The sequence below is a fragment of the Sphingobacteriaceae bacterium genome, assembly GCA_016715905.1.
Taxonomy (GTDB): Bacteria; Bacteroidota; Bacteroidia; order B-17B0; family Aurantibacillaceae; genus Aurantibacillus.
The window spans coordinates 393,837-412,004 of the sequence record JADJXI010000004.1 but is presented as its reverse complement, the minus strand read 5'-3'; the positions used below and the strand labels follow the sequence as shown (position 1 = coordinate 412,004).

The 18,168-nt window shown below is 33.9% G+C and carries 15 protein-coding genes; 10 read left to right on the top strand and 5 right to left on the bottom strand.

Annotated features, from left to right (window positions below; all coding sequences use genetic code 11):
* The first annotated feature begins 7 nt into the window (after nt 1–7).
* The 6 genes from IPM51_06010 (at nt 8) to IPM51_05985 (ending at nt 6,992) form a co-directional block, all read left to right on the top strand.
* On the top strand, nt 8–607 hold the full coding sequence (locus IPM51_06010) for a YceI family protein (protein MBK9283860.1): 600 nt from the start codon (nt 8–10) through the stop codon (nt 605–607).
* Nucleotides 608–659: 52 nt separating this feature from the next.
* Nucleotides 660–1,109 carry a MarR family transcriptional regulator gene (locus IPM51_06005; GenBank protein ID MBK9283859.1) on the top strand — a complete coding sequence of 150 codons (450 nt, stop codon included), beginning with the start codon at nt 660–662 and terminating at the stop codon, nt 1,107–1,109.
* An 84-nt stretch (nt 1,110–1,193) separates the two neighbouring features.
* Complete coding sequence (locus tag IPM51_06000; protein MBK9283858.1) at nt 1,194–2,897, top strand: hypothetical protein; 1,704 nt, start codon at nt 1,194–1,196, stop codon at nt 2,895–2,897.
* 5 nt (nt 2,898–2,902) lie between these two features.
* A complete protein-coding gene (locus IPM51_05995) occupies nt 2,903–3,640 on the top strand; it encodes an FkbM family methyltransferase (protein ID MBK9283857.1) in 738 nt (245 codons plus the stop codon).
* Nucleotides 3,641–3,642: 2 nt separating this feature from the next.
* On the top strand, nt 3,643–5,064 hold the full coding sequence (locus IPM51_05990; protein ID MBK9283856.1) for a glycosyltransferase: 1,422 nt from the start codon (nt 3,643–3,645) through the stop codon (nt 5,062–5,064).
* Nucleotides 5,065–5,234: 170 nt separating this feature from the next.
* On the top strand, nt 5,235–6,992 hold the full coding sequence (locus IPM51_05985; GenBank protein MBK9283855.1) for a hypothetical protein: 1,758 nt from the start codon (nt 5,235–5,237) through the stop codon (nt 6,990–6,992).
* On the opposite strand, the gene ettA is transcribed toward IPM51_05985, so the two are convergent.
* From ettA to IPM51_05970, 3 genes are all read right to left on the bottom strand, one after another.
* Nucleotides 6,993–8,687 carry an energy-dependent translational throttle protein EttA gene (ettA, locus tag IPM51_05980; GenBank protein ID MBK9283854.1) on the bottom strand — a complete coding sequence of 565 codons (1,695 nt, stop codon included), beginning with the start codon at nt 8,685–8,687 and terminating at the stop codon, nt 6,993–6,995.
* An 87-nt stretch (nt 8,688–8,774) separates the two neighbouring features.
* On the bottom strand, nt 8,775–10,985 hold the full coding sequence (locus IPM51_05975) for a T9SS type A sorting domain-containing protein (GenBank protein MBK9283853.1): 2,211 nt from the start codon (nt 10,983–10,985) through the stop codon (nt 8,775–8,777).
* A gap of 10 nt (nt 10,986–10,995) precedes the next feature.
* Nucleotides 10,996–11,376: a hypothetical protein gene (locus tag IPM51_05970; protein MBK9283852.1), complete on the bottom strand. Its 381-nt coding sequence runs from the start codon at nt 11,374–11,376 to the stop codon at nt 10,996–10,998.
* A gap of 85 nt (nt 11,377–11,461) precedes the next feature.
* On the opposite strand from IPM51_05970, the gene IPM51_05965 reads away from it, so the two are divergent.
* Together IPM51_05965 and IPM51_05960 are read left to right on the top strand one after the other, a co-directional pair.
* Entirely contained in the window at nt 11,462–12,178 is a 717-nt protein-coding gene (locus IPM51_05965) for a hypothetical protein (protein MBK9283851.1), read from the top strand.
* The gene (locus IPM51_05960) at nt 12,114–12,935 is read left to right on the top strand and encodes a DUF2779 domain-containing protein (GenBank protein MBK9283850.1); all 822 of its coding nucleotides are present in this window, start codon (nt 12,114–12,116) and stop codon (nt 12,933–12,935) included. Before IPM51_05965 ends, IPM51_05960 begins: the two co-directional genes overlap by 65 nt.
* Nucleotides 12,936–12,968: 33 nt before the next feature.
* Here IPM51_05960 and IPM51_05955 read toward each other — a convergent pair whose 3' ends face one another.
* Nucleotides 12,969–13,238: a hypothetical protein gene (locus tag IPM51_05955; GenBank protein ID MBK9283849.1), complete on the bottom strand. Its 270-nt coding sequence runs from the start codon at nt 13,236–13,238 to the stop codon at nt 12,969–12,971.
* A gap of 145 nt (nt 13,239–13,383) precedes the next feature.
* Here IPM51_05955 and IPM51_05950 point away from each other — a divergent pair, with 145 nt between their 5' ends.
* Nucleotides 13,384–14,424, top strand: a complete 1,041-nt coding sequence (locus IPM51_05950; GenBank protein ID MBK9283848.1) for a quinone-dependent dihydroorotate dehydrogenase — start codon at nt 13,384–13,386, stop codon at nt 14,422–14,424.
* A 19-nt stretch (nt 14,425–14,443) separates the two neighbouring features.
* On the top strand, nt 14,444–15,301 hold the full coding sequence (locus tag IPM51_05945) for a hydroxymethylglutaryl-CoA lyase (protein MBK9283847.1): 858 nt from the start codon (nt 14,444–14,446) through the stop codon (nt 15,299–15,301).
* Between the two features lie 9 nt (nt 15,302–15,310).
* Here IPM51_05945 and uvrA read toward each other — a convergent pair whose 3' ends face one another.
* Nucleotides 15,311–18,136 carry an excinuclease ABC subunit UvrA gene (gene uvrA / locus IPM51_05940; protein ID MBK9283846.1) on the bottom strand — a complete coding sequence of 942 codons (2,826 nt, stop codon included), beginning with the start codon at nt 18,134–18,136 and terminating at the stop codon, nt 15,311–15,313.
* Nucleotides 18,137–18,168 lie beyond the last annotated feature (32 nt).

Here is an 18,168-nt window from a genome sequence, read left to right as displayed (position 1 = left end):
AATAAACATGAAACAAATTATTTTAAGCGGATTGCTGTTTACTGCAGCAATAGTACAATCACAAACCAATTGGAATGTAGATGCAAGTCACTCTAAATTGGGATTTTCGGTTATGCACATGATGGTAACTGAAACTGACGGAAAGATTAAAGTATATGAAGGATCGGTAGCTTCTAAATCAGAAACCGATTTTACTGATGCAAAAATTAATTTTTCTGCCAACGTAAATTCAATTAATACAGATGATGAAAAAAGAGACGGACATTTAAAAAGTGCTGACTTTTTTGATGCAGAGAAATATCCTAACATTACTTTTGTAGCCACTTCTATGAAGCCAAATCCAAAGAAAGGAAAAACAGCATATGATTTAGAAGGTGATTTAACTATGAAAGGGGTAACCAAAAGAGTTAAACTATTTGCTATTGGATCAAGTGCAGCAGTAAAGGATCCTTACGGAAATACTAAATTTGGTTTTAAAGTTACAGGCGAAGTAAACAGAAAAGACTTTGGTTTAAACTGGAATGCAGTTTTAGAATCTGGAGGAGTGGTAGTTAGTGAAATGGTGAATTTGGACATTAAAATAGAATTGAATAAAGCAAAGGTTTAATTAAATTTGAGCTCTTATACCCATTCAAGTATAAGAGCTCATTATTTAGCTTGTGAAAATTGAAGATGAAATAAAACAAGAGGAGTTCAAATCCCCTCAACACAAATTGTTTATTAATTTGATGTATACAGTTAATTATTTAGGATATAATTTACATCATCACCTTAAAAAATTAGATATAACTGCACAACAATACAATGTTCTTCGAATATTACGAGGTCAGTACCCCAAGCCGTGTAATCTTAAATTGATTAAAGAAAGAAGTATCGACAGAATGAGCGATTCTTCAAGAATTATCGATAAACTTATTCAAAAAAAATGGGCCGAAAGAACCGAATGCCCGAATGACCGCCGACAAATAAATATCCTACTTACCAAAAAAGGACAAGACATTCTAAAGAAGTTGGACTTTGTAGATCAGGAAACCATTGAACTATTTATAAATTTATCAGAACAGGAAATTAAACTCATGAATAATTTACTGGATAAAATCAGGGACTAAATGCTTAAATTGAAGCGTTTAAACTGCTCAATTTTTATTCGATTATAATTTCCCCTTCCCGCCAAATTTCTTATTTTTGCGGTAATGAATCAAACTAAAAAAGCCAATCCAATTCCGAAGCAAAATACTGTTTCTTTATATGGCAAAGTTGATCTATGGCTTGAGCGGAATAATAAAAAATTATTCTGGCTATTATTGGCTTTAAGTGCATTTTTATGTTTAATCTCTTTCAACGCCCGAATCAGTGAGGCACATGATGACGCGCTCTATCTTGAAGGCGGTTGGCGTTTTGTAAACGAATATCCTGATTATTTCTATACCCAAAATGCACCGCTTTATCCCCTATTTCTTGGCCTGCTTGTTAAACTGTTTGGTTTCAAATTAGTTTTGTTTAAACTTTTTTCGGTTGTGTTTACCCTATTGGGATTAACATTTCTATTTAAGGCATTATATAAACGTGTGCCTGGCGTAGTTTTTATTCCCGTAGTTGTATTTCAAGCGGTAAATCATTTAATCATGTATTATGCCAGCATGACTTTTACAGAAGCCTTTTACTTTTTTCTTCAGGGTCTGTTTTTCTACTTTTCCGGTGATTTAATTGAAACCGTATCGCAAAATGGCGTACAATTTAAAGTACAACTAAAAAAATGGTTGTTATTTGGTTTAAGCATGTTTTTACTATCTACCTGTAAAAGTGCGGCCATAGTAGCCATTCCTGTTGTGATACTATTTTTTGCTGCGGAAAGAAATTGGAAAGCTTTAGGATTTTCACTTCTGTCTTATGGAATTATCAAAGGTTTGTATGAAGTAATTGTACGTACCATCTGGCATGGGCAAAGTCAATTTCAGGATCAAAGTAAAATTCTACTTCAGAAAGATCCTTATAACAGATCGTTAGGAAATGAAGATTTATCCGGATTCATTCAACGTTTTATTGACAACAGTAACCTTTATATTGGAAAACGATTTTATCAGTTATTGGGAATAAGAGATGAAAATTATATAAGTGAAAAAACAGTGATGGAAGAATATGGTTTCGTAACGTTTATTTCCATCGTCATTATATTAATTGGTCTGTGGTTTATTATCAAACATAAAAAAAAGCATGTGGCTTTTTTTGTTTTATTCTCTCTCGCACAAGCCTCTCTTTCTTTTATTATTTTGGCTGCTCGTTGGGATCAGGCCAGAATAATTTTGGTAACCATGCCCATGCTGTTAACTGCAATGCTATATGCGTTTTATCACTTTACAAATAAACCCGGTATAGGTCAAACTTTATATGCTGTTATTGGTATAACAATTATTGTTTCTGTAAACGTATCTTCATTCAAAAGAGGCTTAAAAAATCTACCCATCGTACAAAAAAATTTAAAAGGTGATACTTATTTTGGTTATACACCCGACTGGATTAATTTTTTGAAGTGTAGTGAATGGTGTGCCGATAGTTTATCCAAAGAAACTTTGGTTGCCAGCAGAAAAGCACCTATGAGTTTTGTTTATGGTAAAGGCAAAAAGTTTTTCCCCGTATATAGTGTAATTAAAAAAGATCCAACCACAGAACAATCTCACCCGGACAGTGCATTAACATTCTTCAAACAAAATAAAGTAACACACATCATGTTACCAACATTAAGATTAAACCCTAACGATCCTTCAAACGGTTTTATCAATACCATTCACAACATCCTTGCTCCTATCGCACAAAAATATCCACAGAAATTAAAGCTGGTTCATACCGAAGGAGCATTTGAAGAATGTGCGCTTTACGAATTTGATTACGATAAATAAGAACCATGTCATTTAATATTAAACTCGGAAATTTTCTTTTCAAAAAAGCGTATCGATTGTACAAACCCATGTATATTGCTTTTAAAAATAAGCAAGATAAATATGAAATTGCCTTGATCAAGAAAAACATAAAGCCGGGCGATGTAATAATGGACATTGGCGCTAACATTGGCTACTACACTCGCATTTTATCAAATTTAGTAGGATCAAAAGGTAAAGTTCATGCTTTTGAACCTGATCCGGTAAATTACAAAAGACTGGTTCAATTGTGCGGTAAACTCCATAACGTTATTTTAAATAATAAAGCCATTGGTCCAAAAACCGAACGCATAAAAATTTACACTTCAAAAACTTTAAATGTAGATCATCGTACTTATAAACCAGAAGTTTACGAGGCCGAAATTGAAATTGATGCCGTTAACGCAGATGATTATTTTAAAAACTTAGGGCAAGTGCATTTTATCAAAATGGATATTCAGGGATTTGAAATGAGTGCAGTAAGAGGAATGGAAAGAATTTTAAAAGAAAATGAATCCATAAAAATTCTAAGCGAATTTTGGCCCTATGGTTTAAAATTAACCGGCAGTTCGGCTACTGAATATTTTGAGTATCTTACCTCCTTAAATTTTAATTGTTATTTATTGGAAAAAGAACAATTAATAAAATTGGACTTAAAAAAGGTGAAGGAAATGGACACACACCAAGAAGAATTGTATTATAATATTTTTGCAACACGAAATTAATTTTGAGTACAGATAAAAAAACATATTTTAATACACTAGCCCAAAAAAGAAAAAACAGGCTTTTTAGTGCTTATTATTGGAATGAAATAAGTAATTACGCAAAATACTTCTCACACGAAGACAGTAAGGTGTTGGAGATTGGTTGTGGCAGTGGAGATTTGTTAGCAGAAATTAGCGGTTCTAAAAAAACAGGTATTGATTTTAGTGAAGAATACATTCAATGGGCCAAAGAAAAAAACGGAGATAAAGGGATTGAATTTTTGGTGATGGATGCCAATAATATTCAATTGGATGATAAATACGACTTAATAATAATAAGCAACCTGATTGGATTTATAGATGATATTCAACACGTTTTGGAAGAGGTAAAAAAATGTTGTCATCCGAATACAAAAGTTATTGTGCAATTTTATAATTCATTTTGGGAACCAATGATTAAATTCTCAGAATTAATCGGAATAAAAACCAAAACTCCAACTCAAAATTGGTTAAGCACAAGAGATATAAATAATTTGTTATTTATATCCGGCTTTGATGTTTATCGCAATACCAAACGATTAATTTTTCCATTTTACTTTCCGGTATTATCTTTTATTTTTAATCGATATTTGGCTAAGTTTCCGTTTTTCAGATTTTTTAGTCTGAATATTTATAGTTTCGCAAAGCCATTACCGGAAGTGCACGAGGAATTTTATTCGGAGAAATACAGTACCACCGTGGTAATTCCGGCAAGAAACGAAAGCGGCAATATTGAAAATGCGATCACTCGTTTACCCAAGTTTGGTAAACACGTTGAAATTATTTTTATTGAAGGAAACAGCACTGATGACACCTGGGAAAAAATTCAGGAGATTCAAAAAAAGTATGCTGCTACGCATGATATAAAAATTGGACAACAAAAAGGAAAAGGAAAAGCAGATGCGGTGCGCGAAGGTTACAAAATAGCAACCGGCGATATATTAATGATCCTAGATGCCGATTTAACCGTCCCTCCTGAAGATATTCCCAAATTTTATAATGCAATTGCCAGCGGAAAAGGCGATTTTATTAATGGAACACGATTAGTTTATCCAATGGATAAAGAAGCTATGCGTTTTTTAAATTATTTGGGGAATCATTTTTTCAGTTGGGCTTTTACTTGGTTATTGGAACAACGTTTTAAAGACACTTTATGTGGTACAAAAGTGATGTTTAGAGAAGATTACATCAAACTCACCAAAAACAGAAAATATTTTGGAGAGTTTGATCCTTTTGGCGATTTTGATTTATTGTTTGGAGCACATAAACTTAATCTTAAAATTGTTGAAGTGCCCATTCGATACAGAGAAAGAACTTATGGATCTACCAATATTTCTCGCTTTAAGCACGGTTTAATTTTACTCAGAATGTGTGCTTTTGCAAGCCGGAAGTGTAAGTTTATTTGATTCTTTTAATCAGGAAGCGCTAACACAATTAAACGGTAATTTATCATGTAACAAATTAATGAACCCTATTTCTAAGATAACTTGTTTTCATTATAGGATTAATCCTAACTATTCTTATCTTAAGTTGGCCTCCTAAAAATGTATTTGTTTATGATGTTTTCGGGTATTATATGTATTTACCATTAACCTTTAAATATCATGATTTAACAATTCAAAACATCTCTACAATTGATTTAATATTACAAAAATATCATGCGAGCGAAACATTTTATCAGGCTATTCAATATGAAAACGGAAATTATGTGATGCGTTACCCTATTGGGTTATCAATATTCTATCTACCCTTTTATTTTCTGGCCGATATTATAACTCCTTTTACTTCTTATCCTGCCGACGGTTTTTCAAAACCCTATCAAATTTGCATTTTAATTGGATGTTTAATTTATTCACTTATTGGATTGTTTACTTTAAGAAAAGTTTTATTGTTTTTTGTGGATGATAAATACGTGGCTATAACTATGGTCATAATTGCACTTGGAACAAATTATTTATTTCATGCCGGAATTCATGGGCAAGGAGCTATGTCACATAATTTTTTATTTACCTTATATGCTTTAATTTTTTATTATACAATTGTTTGGCATAAACACAATAAATTAAAGGATGTAATCTTCCTGGCCCTTTTCATTGGCCTTGCCATGATTAGCAGGGCATCAGAAGTTGTAGCTTTATTAATTCCAATAAGTTTTAATATTTTTAATAAGTCGAGTTTTTTCGAAAAAATAAAACTACTTAAGCAATTTAAAAATCAAATCATCCTATTTGCAATAATATTAATTGCAGTAAATTCAATCCAACTCCTTTATTGGAAATACTCTTCCGGTAGTTTTTTTATTAATCCTTATGGAGCGAGCAACCCGGGAGAGGGACTCGAATTATTACACCCTCATTTTTCGGAAATATTATTTAGTTTTCGAAAAGGACTATTTATTTATACGCCCATTCTGATTTTCGCTTTTATGGGTTTTCACTTTTTATGGAAAGTGAAAAAAGAAATCTTTTTATCAATACTGATTTATTGTTTTTTAAGCTTTTACATTGTCGCAAGCTGGTCATGTTGGTGGTTTGGCAGTTGTTTTGGAAACAGAGCATTAATACCCACTTATGTTGCATTATCAATTCCTTTAGCATTAAGTGTACAATACTTTATAACATCAAAAATGAAATTAATTTTTTTAATTCTCGTTGGTTTATTCACAACTTTAAACTGTTTTCAATCCTGGCAAATTTATCAGGGCATTTTACATGAATCAAATATGTCTCGTGCTTACTATTTTTCAACCTTTTTACAGATTTCACCACCAAACGAAGAACAAAATAAATTATTATTAAGAGGTAAAATAAATTCATATGAAGAAATTTTTACAAAAAATGATTCCCTGATTCACTCATTGGCTAATTTTAGAATTCAGAATTTTGAAACAAGTAGAGATCAAATTTCACTTAAGGATTTAAGTACTGACATTAAACATAGTGGGAAAAGTTCATTAATACTGAAAAGCGGAAGCTTACAGAAATTTTCACTACAGGAATCGTTGGAAAATTTAACTCAAAAAAAATATACTTGGATAAAAGCATCTTTATGGGTATTCTTACAGGAAATACCAATGGAAAACGATATTAGCATTGCTCTACATATGTCTCACAATAAATACATTTTTAAATTAACAAGACCTAAATTTAATTTTACAACTTTAAAAATTAATTGTTGGAATCGTATTGAATTCACATATCTTACTCCGGAAGATTTAAGGAGCACACGCGATAGATTTTATTTTACAATCGAAAACAAAGGTAAATCACCCATTAATATTGATGATGTGTTGATTGAATCGTACGAGCCTATTATTGATCAGTCTGTATTTTAACTAAACTGATAATTTTTTATATCGTAATCTTTTAGGTTCGGTATTCCCCATTCTTTTCTTTCTGTTCTCTTCATATTCTGAATAACCTCCTTCAAAATAAACCACGCTACTATCACCTTCAAAAGCTAAAATATGCGTACACACCCTGTCTAAAAACCAACGGTCGTGAGAAATGATTACGGCACAACCCGCAAAACTTTCTAAACCTTCTTCTAAGGCTCGTAGGGTATTTACATCTAAATCATTGGTGGGTTCATCCAATAGCAATACATTTCCGCCTTCTTTTAATGCAATGGCTAAATGCAATCTATTTCTTTCACCCCCGGAAAGTACGCCACATTTTTTACCTTGATCACTTCCATTAAAATTAAATCTTGAAATATAAGAACGAGAATTGATAGAACGATCTTCAAATAATAAATTTTCTAATCCACCACTAATCACATCAAACACGGTTTTATTTGGATCAATATCTTTATGCGATTGATCTACGTAACTGATTTTAACGGTAGGCCCAACTTTAAATTCTCCACTGGTAGGCGTTTCCTGCTTCATAATCATTCTGAATAAAGTAGTTTTACCAGCGCCGTTTGGACCAATAATACCTACAATTCCCGCCGGAGGAAGTTTGAAATTTAAATGTTCGTATAATAATCTATCTCCAAAAGCTTTACTTACGTCAATAGCTTCAATTACTTCATTACCTAATCGCGGACCGTTAGGAATAAATATTTCCAGTTTTTCTTCTTTCGATTTTACATCCTCATTTAACATTTTCTCATAATTACCTAAACGTGCTTTTTGTTTCACGTTTCTGCCTTTTACGCCGGCTCTAACCCACTCTAACTCTCTTTTTAAAGTCTTCTGTCTTTTACTTTCAGTTTTTTCTTCTTGTTTTAATCTTTCACCTTTTTGTTCCAACCATGAACTGTAATTCCCTTTCCATGGAATACCTTCTCCTCTGTCTAGTTCTAAAATCCAACCGGCCACATTATCCAAAAAATACCTATCGTGGGTTACTGCTATTACTGTTCCTTTATATTGTTTTAAATGTTGCTCTAACCAATCTACACTCTCGGCGTCTAAGTGATTGGTGGGCTCATCTAATAACAAAATATCCGGCTCTTGTAAAAGTAAACGGCAAAGTGCAACACGTCGTCGTTCACCTCCGGATAATATTTTAATAGAAGTATCACTTTCCGGACAGCGTAATGCGTCCATCGCTCTTTCTAATCTATTGTCTAAATTCCATAAATCAAATTGGTCTATTAATTCCTGCAATTGGGCCTGACGATTAATTAACTTCTCCATTTTATCCGGATCATTCATCACCTCTTCATCACCAAACTTATTATTTACTTCCTCAAACTCATTTAATATATCCACGTGTTTTTGCGCTCCTTCACGCACCACTTCAATTACGGTTTTGTTATCATCCAATTGTGGCTCTTGTTCTAAAAGACCAATAGAATAACCGGGACTTTGATGAATCTCACCAATATAATCCTTATCTATTCCGGCCATAATTCGTAATAAGGTAGATTTACCGGAACCATTTAAACCTAAAACACCAATCTTGGCTCCATAATAAAAGGAAATATAAATATCTTTTAATACTTGCTTTTGCGGTGGATGAATTTTGGATACATTCACCATGCTGAAAATAATCTGACGGCCTTCGGGAGTAGTTGACATATTTAAAAAATTAGGTAACTAATTTAAGGAAAAGAAATAAAAAAAGGAGAAATATTCTCCTTTCCTATTTTAAAAATGTGATTTGTATTAATAACGGGAAAACTTCTGTTTAGAAATGACCGTTTTTTCATCGGCAATTATTTCCAATATATAGATACCTTTATTCAGTTCCTGAATATCCATTTCAATGGTATTTTTTCCAAATTCAATATTATAATCCATTGAAATTACTTTACGACCCAATTGGTCATACATATTAAACTTGCAATTAGAAATAGCACCTCTACCGGTAACATCAATATATATTTGATCGAAAGATGGATTAGGATAAATGCGACCGACTAAAACCGGATCTTCTGTGCTGTAAATTGCATAAATAGAGGTTGTACTTGTTTTACCATTTAAGGCTACTGCAGTAACCCGGTAATAACTAACACCCCCACGCTTGAAGGTATTATCATTATAAAGATATTTTTCTCCTTTACCTGATGACTCAATGTGAATTTGATTGAAAGCTATTGCATCGTCGCTTCGCTCAACAATATATTCTTTAGTGTTATTGTCTTCGTTCGTTTCCCACCATAACTTATTGATGCCATCTACTTGTTGACCGTACAAGTTTTTAAACTCATTTGGTAAAATAACACCACATATACTTTGAGAAGGACAAGAAGAAGTGAACGAATAAGCTGTGTTAACCATAGTCCATTGTGTAGGTGCATTATGAGCCACCATATTTACAGGAGGAATATATGTATTTCCGTCATAACTATGTAAACCCATAATAGCCTGTCCCGAATTCCAGCCAGAGCAAAGAGGTTTATTCCCGATATGAATCTGAATAGCATTTGTAGTTTCCATTAATTTTATTTGTCCTGTAAATGACAAAGTTGTGCAAGAAAACATGGGGATATTCTCAAATGAAACTACAAAACTTCTGTTAGGAGCAGCGCCCAAAGTGGCCATTCTCATGGTGCCACCTGTACCGGGATTAATATCATGCCAAGGGCCTAAAATAGCATTACGTGGTGTTGTTGATGAGGGAGTTGGTGCAGCGGTGGCAATAGACCAACCCGTTCCAATTCCAGGCGCTGCACTTACACCCCCTGGCATGGCTAAAATATTTGGGTAACATGGAACGGCATCAAAAACAAAAGTGGAATTAGACGAAACATACCCACCGCTAAATTGTTGACCACTAAAACAAAAAGGAAAGCCAAACTGGCTTACTGCTGAAAACAATACGTCATCAGTTGTTGGCAAAACTGTTCCCACAAAAGCATTGAAGTTATAAGCGACAGTTGATGAGGCGTAAGAAGATAAACTACATGGAATTGTTACCGAACCAACCGTTGCAGAGGCCACATTGCTTGTTGCAGTTGAAGCTCCACAAGTGGTTATTCTGCGAAAGTAAGTGGTTGTGCTAACATTCGCATTGTGTGTTGCTCCTGTTGCCCCACCTATATTTGAATATGGGCCGGCTAGCGCAGGGGCACTCTGCCATTGATAAGTTGCGCCACAACCATTGGTGCTACCTGAAACATTCAACGAGGTAACAAATGCCACACAACTGGAATTAGGAGTGGCAATGGCTGTGCCAGAAGGTACCGGTGCAGTACAAGATTGCAAATCCCATCGGTAAATTTGATTAGTGGCAGGTTTGGTAGATAAATTGGTAGTTTCTGAACCGAACACAGCATTTGGTGAAGCTCCTGTTCCGTCTAAAGAATAAAATACTCCACTGGTTGTATGACCAAGTCCAATTGATGCTCCGTTTACAACCACAGCGGCCGCTTCTTGCCTGTACACAAAATCAATTCTGTTACTGGTTTCATACAATTTTACTTGAAAGGAAATCACCGGATTTGATGCGGAATAACTCCATTCCATATTCAACCATTCAACTGTAAGTATTCGATTAGGAGCAGCTCCGGTTAACCTGTAATTAACCGAGCCACCTGTACCTGTGGCCAAATCATCCCATAATGGTGCTATAGCTGGCCGATCAGAACTTGTATTTAAATTATTGGTAAGGTTAGAACCAACTGCACCTGCTCCTAAAAACATAACACCATTTGTACTTACTTTAAATTGGGTATAATTTACGCAAGCATAATTAAAAGTAAAGCCAATATTAATTGCTGCTGATAACGCGTCGTCAACTCCACTGCTATGCACAACTGTTGGTCCTGCATTCGGCGTAAAGGCCCCCGATAAAGCTTGAAAACTATAAGAAAATTGTCCAAATCCTTTTAGAATACAAAATAATGAAAGTGCTATGAAAATCTTTAATTTCACTTTAAATAGTTTATTCGTTAAGATGGATGTATTTTACTCTCTCCGCTTCTACCGAATCAAAGGCTTCACATTTTTCAGCGAAGAGTTTTACACTTTCGTTTAAAAGTTTTATTTGATATTGAGGATTCGCAATCTTGATTAAATTAGTAATAAATAATTCCTTAGAATTATATGCTGTAGCGTTTACATAAATTAAAAAGGAATGTTGCCTATCACAAAAAGCCTTTATGGAAACTGCATTGTCAGCATTCAATAATTCTTTCAACTGAGTAACATCTTTAATATTCACGTCAACTGAAAAAACTATCTTTAACGAATCATTTGAAGCCACGCTAGCTTTTGTGATTGTGAAAAATAGAATAATGAAAATGCTAAGTTTTTTAATTGACATTATATTATTGTTAACAAGTAAATATAATGAAAATTTAAATTCGTAATTTGTTAAATAGATTAAAATGTCCAAATATTCGATTAGAATGTCCAAATATTCGATTAGCAAAAGTTCATATCTCAAATTTGAGCAATGCAAAAAAGCATTCTTTCTGAATAAGCACTTTCCCCAATTAAAAGATAAATTCTCTATTGATAAAAACCTAACCTTTAAAAGAGGTCATTTAATTGGCTCATTATCAAAAGAACTTTTTCCTAATGGCATTGATGTTAGTGAGGAATCTAAAAATTTAGAAGAAGCTGCTCTATTAACTACTAATTTGATTGCGGAGAAAAAAACCATTTATGAAGCCACTTTTGTTTATAACGGTGTGCTAATAATGGTTGATATCTTAACCTGGGAAAATGGGGGCTGGAATGCTTACGAAATAAAAAGTTCATTAAAAGTAACGGAGGTTTATTTGCTCGATGCCTGTTTACAACATTACGTTCTGAACAATTCTATTGATCATTTAAAAGATTTTTTTCTGGTTACCTTAAATGGTGATTATATTAAAAATGAAGAACAAATTGATTTAAAAAAATTATTTAAGAAAAGAAGTATTTTAAAAGAAGCGCTGGCCAATTCGGAATATTTTCAGGCTAGAATTAATGCTGCCAATGAAGTTTTAGAATGCCCGGATATACCACAAATCAATATAGGCGAACATTGTTTTAAACCCTATACCTGCGATTTTTATGGGTATTGTTGGAAAAATACAATCCAAAATTCCAATATTTTTTCAATTTCCATTATTAACTAAGGAAAAACTATTTGAACTTTTTTACAGCAATATTAAAAGAATTGAAGATATTCCTGCTAATCTCTTAAATCAGGAACAAATTCAAATCATCCAGAAATCCTTTATTGAAAAAGATACCATTATTAAAAAAAATGAAGTTGAATCGTTTTGTGAAAGAATAGAAAAACCGGTGGCTGCAATAGATTTAGAAATTTGGACTCCGGCAATTCCGGTTTTAAATAACACCAAACCCTTCCAACAAATTCCATTTTTATTTTGTTTATTTGATGGTAAAAATAAACTGGAATATTTTACCGAGCACCAACAGGATGAAAGAAAATCTTTCGCGATTGAACTTATTAAAAAAACGGAAGCCTATCAATCTTTATTGGTATATGATAAATCAATGGAAGAACAATGCATTCACCAACTTGCTCTTCTTTTTCCCGATTTAAAAGCTGAACTAAAAATGGTGGGAGAAAAATTAATTGATATAAGTAATCTATTTAAAAAACTAGCCATTTACAATTATCAATTTCAAAACAGTTTCACCTTAAAATCAATTGCAAGTGTTTTAACTCCGCAAATAGAATTTAAGGGGATTAAAAGCGGATTGGAAGCTATGAATTACTTCGAAAATTTACGCGCTTCTTCAAATCCAATAGAGAAAGAAATACTCAAACAAGACATCCTCTCGTATTGCGAAACCGATGTGGAAGCTGTGTTGGCCCTCTATGAGCATATACAAAGTTTGCCCAACAAAAAACCCCAACAATAATTGTCGGGGTTTCCTTAATTAAAATAAATTTAATTATTTCTTCTTGCCACCTTTTAAGTTAGCCATTGAATCAGCAACACGAGTTGAATCAGCTTTAGCTTTTTCAGCAGCAGCAGCTTCTTCAGCTAATCTTGCATTTTCAGCTTCAACAGCAGCAATAGAATCTTGCTTTGCTTTTTCAACAGCAGCAATAGAATCTTGCTTTGCTTTTTCGCGAGCCTCAATTTCTTCTTTTGATGGACCACAGGCAACAAACATTGCTGATAAAGCAGCAACTGTTACAATTGATAATACTTTTTTCATTTTAGTTTTTTATTTTGGGTTTGATTTGAGGGCAAAATTAATGATTTTTTGATATTATACTTAAATATTAAAAAAATCTCTAAATTTTCGACATTTAAGGGTTTTCAGCGTATAATTCGGGCTTAAAAAGTTAATTTTGGCTACCATGTATTCGCTGCTAAAACCCCTACTTTTCCGTTTAAACCCTGAAAAAGCTCACCATCTCACTTTTTCATTGCTTAAAATAAGCAAATTTTTACCCGGATTTTCTGCAATTACGAGAACAATGTATGGGAATAAACAAGAAAAAGTGGTTTCTAAGCTTTTTGGATTGTCCTTTTACTCTAAAGTAGGGCTCGCAGCCGGATTGGATAAAGACGCTATTGCGTTTGAACAATTGGGTGATATGGGATTTGGTTTTATTGAGGTAGGAACATTAACCCCGCTTGCCCAACCCGGAAATGATAAGCCGAGATTATTCAGATTAATCAAAAATGAAGCCCTTATCAACCGAATGGGTTTCAATAATCAAGGCTCGCAATCTGCAGCAATGCGACTTGCTAAACGCAAAAATAATAAACTCATTATTGGGGGCAATATTGGTAAAAATAAAGTTACTCCCAACGAAAAAGCAGTGGATGATTATTTAAAATGTTTTGAAGATTTATATCCTTATGTGGACTATTTTGTTGTAAATGTCTCTTCACCTAACACACCAAACCTCAGAGATTTACAAGAAAAAGAGCCACTTAAAGCTTTGCTTAAATCAGTATCCGAATTAAATAAATCCAAAGTAAAATCAAAACCCCTTTTATTAAAAATTGCTCCGGATTTAACGAATACCCAATTAGATGACATTATTGAAATAGTAAAAGAAACTGCTATCGATGGAGTAATTGCCACCAATACCACCATTTCCAGAGATGGATTAGATTATACCCAAAAAGAAATTCAAGAATTTGGGGCAGGAGGTTTAAGTGGTAAACCATTAACCAAACGCAGTACCGAAGTAATTAAATATCTGAAACAAAAAAGCAATCCTACTTTTCCGGTTATAGGAGTTGGAGGCATTCATTCGGTTGAGGATGCATTAGAAAAACTGGAAGCCGGTGCTGATTTAATTCAACTTTATACCGGGTTTATTTATCACGGACCAAAATTGGTGAAAGAAATAAATGATAAACTTTTAGAAGTCGACTTGAAATAAAATTTAAAAAAAAATTGCCATGTTGAAAATTACAGAATGTCCAAGAGATGCAATGCAGGGAATTAAACAACAAATTCCTACGGAATTAAAAATTGAATATATCACTCAATTATTAAAAGTTGGATTTGATACGATAGATTTCGGCAGTTTTGTTTCTCCAAAAAGCATTCCTCAAATGCAGGATACTGCCGATGTTTTAAACGGAATTGATCTTTCAGCGGGAAATTCAAAATTATTAGCCATAGTAGCCAATAAAAGAGGAGCCGAAGATGCCTGCGACTTTGAAGAAATCTCTTACCTGGGATTTCCTTTTTCTATTTCTGAAACATTTCAGCAAAGAAACACCAATTCTTCTATTGAAGAATCTGTAAAACGGGTAGAAGAAATTCATCGTTTATGCCGAAAACACAAAAAAGAATTAGTGGTATACATCTCCATGGCATTTGGAAATCCATACAATGATCCATATTCTACAGACTTAGTTATCGATTGGTCTCGCCGTTTAGAAAAAATAGGGATTAAAAATATTTCTTTAGCAGATACCATTGGAACTTCAACTCCAGAGAATATTAAAGAATTATTCAGTTCTGTGATTCCGGATTTAAGAAATGTGAAAATTGGCGCCCATTTACATTCAACCCGTGAAACGGCTGCCGAAAAAATAAAAGCAGCTCACCAGGCTGGATGTACTCAATTTGATGTGGCCATTCATGGTTTTGGCGGTTGCCCAATGGCCAAAGATGAATTAACAGGCAATATTTCTACGCAGAAATTGGTGAAATTTGCTGAAGCTGAAAAAATTGGTTTGAATTTAAATAGGGAAGAATTAGAAAAAGCTTATGCCTTGGGTTGGAAAATATTTAATGAATATCATTAATAATTTATTTCAATTCAACTTTTCTTTGAGGTATTTCCCTGTAAAACTATTTTTCTCTTTCACTAAATCTTCAGGCGTGCCTTCAAATACTATATTACCGCCCTCTTCTCCACCCTCCGGCCCCAAATCAATGATCCAGTCGGCACACTTAATCACATCCAAATTATGTTCTATGATAACTAAGGAATGGCCGCGTTTTAATAACTCTTCAAACGACCGAAGTAATTTGGCCACATCATGAAAATGTAAACCGGTTGTTGGTTCATCAAATACGAACATAGTTGGCGTATCGTTATTTATCATTAATAAAAAACTGGCCAATTTAATACGCTGCGCCTCTCCACCGCTTAAAGTACTGCTGCTTTGTCCGAGTTTTACATACCCTAAACCAACGGCCTGAAGGGCATGTAATTTCTCTACAATTTTATTTGCCGTTCTGTTCAATTTTTCTTCTCCAAAAAACTGCACGGCATCATCAACCGTTAAATCCAGAACGTCCGCAATATGTTTGTCTCTGTATTTCACTTCTAAAGTATCATCTTTAAATCTTTTACCCTCGCAGGATTCACAGGTCAATAATAAATCGGCCATAAACTGCATTTCAACTGTGGTTACTCCTTCGCCTTGACAAGCCTCGCATCGTCCACCTTCTACATTAAAGGAAAAGAATCCGGGCTTAAAATTACGGGCCTTGGCTAAAGGCTGATCGGCAAATAAATTCCGGATATCATCATACACTTTAACGTAAGTTACCGGATTACTTCTTGAAGATTTTCCGATTGGATTTTGATCAACAAATTCCAAGGCCTTGATATGATTTAAATTTCCTCCTAATAAAAAATCAAACTTCACATTTTCATAATAGCCGTCTAAATACTTTTGCAAGTAATTAATCAATCCTTTTTTTACCAAAGTTGATTTTCCTGAACCGCTTACCCCGGTTACACAACACATCACGCCTATAGGAAATTTAACACTCACATTTTTTAAATTATTTTCTTTTAAACTTTTTATTTCTATAAACTCTTTCCATTTTCTTCTTTTAAATGGAAGCTCAATTTTTATTTTTCCGGTTAAATAGGCAGCCGTATAACTTAATTTATCTGCCAATAATTCGTTATGATCACCTTGAAAAACTAAGGTTCCTCCACCACTACCCGCTTCCGGACCAATATCAATCAATTGATCGGCATTTCTCATCACTTCCTCATCGTGTTCCACAATAATTACCGTGTTACCTTGTGCTTTTAATGATTTTAATACTTTTAATAATCGAGCGGTATCGCGCGGATGTAAACCTATGCTGGGTTCATCCAAAATATATAAACTCCCCACTAAGGTGCTACCAAGTTGCGTGGCTAAATTGATTCGCTGACTTTCACCGCCACTTAAAGTCCCCGAAACTCTATTTAGCGTCAAATATTCCAAACCCACATCGCTTAAATATTGTAAGCGGTTTTTAATTTCAATTAATAACCTTTTGGCAATCTGCTCATCTTGTTTATCCAACTTTAGTGTATTGAAAAACTGCAACAAATCTTTCACCGGCATTAAAACTAAATCGCTTATACAAGCCTCCCCTATCTTCACATAGTTTGCATCCTTACGCAAACGAGTTCCCCGGCAATCCGGACAATTTGTTTTACCTCGGTATCTGGCCAGCATTACCCGATATTGAATTTTGTAGGTTTCTTTTTCCAACATCCTGAAAAAATCATGGATACCTTCAAAATGCTCGTTGCCTTCCCATAATAATTGATATTGTTGCTTAGATAAATCTACAATAGGTTTATGTACCGGAAAATTAAATTTATGTGCATTTTTAATGAGTTTTTTTTTATACCAACTCATGGTTTCGCCATTCCAGCACGCAACCGCATTATCAAAAACCGATAAGCTTTTATTAGGAATCACTAAATCCGGATCAACACCAATAATACTTCCAAACCCTTCACATTTTTTACAAGCACCCACGGGATTATTAAAGGTGAAAAAATTCACATCCGGCTCTGTAAAAGTTAATCCATCCAACTCAAATCGGTTATTGAAATTTGTTTTATCAAATAATCCCTCCCCCCTTTGTATCCACACAAAACAGGCTCCGTTCCCCTCATAAAAAGCTGTTTGCACACTATCCGCAACTCTATTACGGGTATCTTCATCAGATGGGTTACTGATTATTCTATCAATTAGTAAATAAACTTCTGCGTCTTTTTTAATTTTTTTAGAATCAATATCTTGAATTTTACAGATTTCACCATTCACCACCATTCTTGAAAATCCCTGATGAATTAATATTTGCAAAAGTTTAGCCAAGTTTTTCTCTTTTCTGTCGGCTATTGTACTTAAAATTAAAATTGTTTTTCCATTTTCAACTTCGGAAACATAATCAACCACATCAGAAATATTATGGCGTTTCACTTGCTTATTACTCACCGGTGAAAATGTTTTTCCGATTCTGGCAAACAACAATTTCAAATAATCGTAAATTTCGGTTACTGTGCCCACAGTACTTCTGGGATTTCGAGAAATTACCTTTTGTTCGATAGCAATAGCCGGAGAAATTCCTTTAATATAATCTACTTGCGGTTTTTCTAATCTACCCAAAAACTGACGGGCATAAGCAGAAAGACTTTCCACATATCTGCGCTGTCCTTCGGCATATAAGGTATCAAAAGCCAATGAGGATTTCCCCGATCCTGATAGTCCGGTAATCACAATCATTTTATTTCTTGGAATGGCCACATCCAAACTTTTTAAGTTATGCATGCGTGCTCCTTTAATAATAATATATTCCTTGGGACTTAATGTGGCAATATCCTTCTCTTTCTTCATCTCAGGCTTAAATTTACTTGAAATACGCATTT